Origin of the sequence: Armatimonas sp., assembly GCF_031410135.1 — a bacterium.
Classification (GTDB): domain Bacteria; phylum Armatimonadota; class Armatimonadia; order Armatimonadales; family Armatimonadaceae; genus Armatimonas.
Map to the genome: position 1 here is coordinate 1 of NZ_JANNYP010000326.1, position 1,953 is coordinate 1,953.

Annotated in this window: 3 protein-coding genes; 2 read left to right on the top strand and 1 reads right to left on the bottom strand. The window is 60.3% G+C overall.

Annotated elements, in window-relative coordinates:
• Positions 1–165 precede the first annotated feature (165 nt).
• Entirely contained in the window at positions 166–642 is a 477-nt protein-coding gene (locus RMO15_RS11720) for a hypothetical protein (RefSeq protein WP_309712406.1), read from the top strand.
• The gene (locus tag RMO15_RS11725; protein WP_309712410.1) at positions 582–1,205 is read left to right on the top strand and encodes a mannonate dehydratase; all 624 of its coding nucleotides are present in this window, start codon (positions 582–584) and stop codon (positions 1,203–1,205) included. The genes RMO15_RS11720 and RMO15_RS11725 overlap by 61 nt, the downstream gene beginning before the upstream one ends.
• A gap of 140 nt (positions 1,206–1,345) precedes the next feature.
• Here the strand turns inward: RMO15_RS11725 and RMO15_RS11730 are convergent.
• Positions 1,346–1,953 (bottom strand): phytanoyl-CoA dioxygenase family protein (locus RMO15_RS11730; RefSeq protein ID WP_309712413.1); only part of this gene is annotated, 608 nt, incomplete at its 5' end.

Below are 1,953 nucleotides of genomic sequence, written 5' to 3' on the forward strand. Positions count from 1 at the left end.
TGTGCTTTATTAACAGTTAACTGATTTTTCATTAAATATCAATAACTAGTATCGTCGTGAGGAAACTGCCTCTGCTCCAGCCATCTGCCGGGAGATCAGGCTACCCTCATCTACGGGCAAAAGATACGGGACAAGATTAGCGCTGGGCGGGGGTTAGGGGGTGCGATGGATCGTTATCCGCTCCGGGCGGTTCCCGGGTTTTATGGCACCAAGCCGGGCATTCAGATCGGCACCTATGTCAGCTCCGAGGCAAGCGACGACGACTTGCAGTTCTTGCAGCAGCTCGGAGTCGAGTGGGCGATGCTCAATATCGTCAATCCGGCGCACCACACCGCCGACGACTACTGCCGCCTGAGTGAGCGCCTCGCCAAGTTCGGGGTGAAGATCTACCGGATCGGCAACCACCAGGTGCACAATGTCCCGGAGATCACGCTGAACCTACCAGGCCGCGACCAGAAGATCGAGGAGTTTCTGGGCTTTCTGCGAAACTTGCAGAAGGCGGGAATCTTCTACCACACCTACGCCCACATGGGATATGGAGCACGGGGCACACGGCGGGGCGCGGGGGCGTCCAAGCGCGGGTGCTGGACATCAAGAACGCCAAGGGGCACTGGATCGAAAAAGTGTTCGAGGGGGAGCTAACCCACGGGCGGGTCTACACCGAGGAGGAGCTCTGGGAGAACTACACCTACTTCATTAAACAAGTGGTGCCGGTGGCGGAAGAAACCAAGGTCTGTATCGGCATCCACCCCGACGATCCGCCGGTCTATGCGCTCGGCGGGATTCCACGCTGCATCTTTGGCAACGCGGCGGGATACCAGCGGGCACTGGACATCGCCAACTCGCCCTACATCGGGGTCTGCCTGTGCGTCGGGTGCTGGCTGGAGGGTGGGACGGTCGGGATGGGCTGCGACGTCATCTCAGCGATCAAGAGCTTCGCGGCGCAGAAGAAGCTCTTTAAGGTGCACTTCCGCAATGTCAGCAACCCCATGCCCGAGCCCTGGCAGGAGACCTTCATTGATGACGGCTACCAGGACATGCACCAGGTGATGCGTGCGCTCCGAGAAGTAGAGTACGACGGCGCAATCATCCCCGACCACATCCCCCAGATGCTCGGCGGCTCCCGCCCCGGCCTCGCCTACTCGATTGCCTACATGAAAGCGCTCGTACAAGCCGTCAACAACGAGTACGGCGGCGCGGTGTAACCGCGATGTAGCCGCCGGTTGAAACCGGCGGCTGCAATGGCCTTCGGCCACAAAGCCCGTACCGGGCTACCAATTTCCCCAGCCCGGCACGGGCTTCGCGGCGCTTGCGCCACTATCGACGCCCAATTCCATTGGGCGGCTCAAGCTGCAGGCCACCAGTACGACTCGCGGGGAGCCGTGGGCACAAAGTCAAGGTGCTCTTTGCCGAGGTAGTGCAGGGTCGCACGCTCTAGTAAAGAAAAGTCCTCGGCGTCCTCGCGGTTGAGGTTCATGGGTTCTTTCAAGACGACGGGTGGGTTGGTCATGAAGCGCGGTCTTCGGAGGGTGTTCTGCGATGATGCATGGAGCATGAAGGGATGCAGGATCACAAAGTCCCCGACCTCGCCGGTCAGCTCCTCAAAGCGCTGGCACTGGGCGATCAGCTCCTGAAACTTAAAGTCCCCCGGTGCGACTCCCTCGGGGTGCTCGGCGAGAAACTTTGCGATCACGCGCACGGAGTCCGGGGCGATAAACGTGCCACCGCCCTGGTGCTTCATGTCCGACCAGAGGACAATGGTGAGCAGCGCCTGCTCGCGGCTATCGAGAAAGTGGCGGAAGTAGCTGCCGTCTTTGTGCCAGCCCCCAACTTTTGCACTCGGGGGTTGCCAAGGCTCGTCAGCCCCCCGGTGGAAGTTGGCGACAAAGGCATCCGACCAGAGAAACGAGTTGATAGTGCTAAAGTGCGCCGACTCGATCTGCATCACCTGCG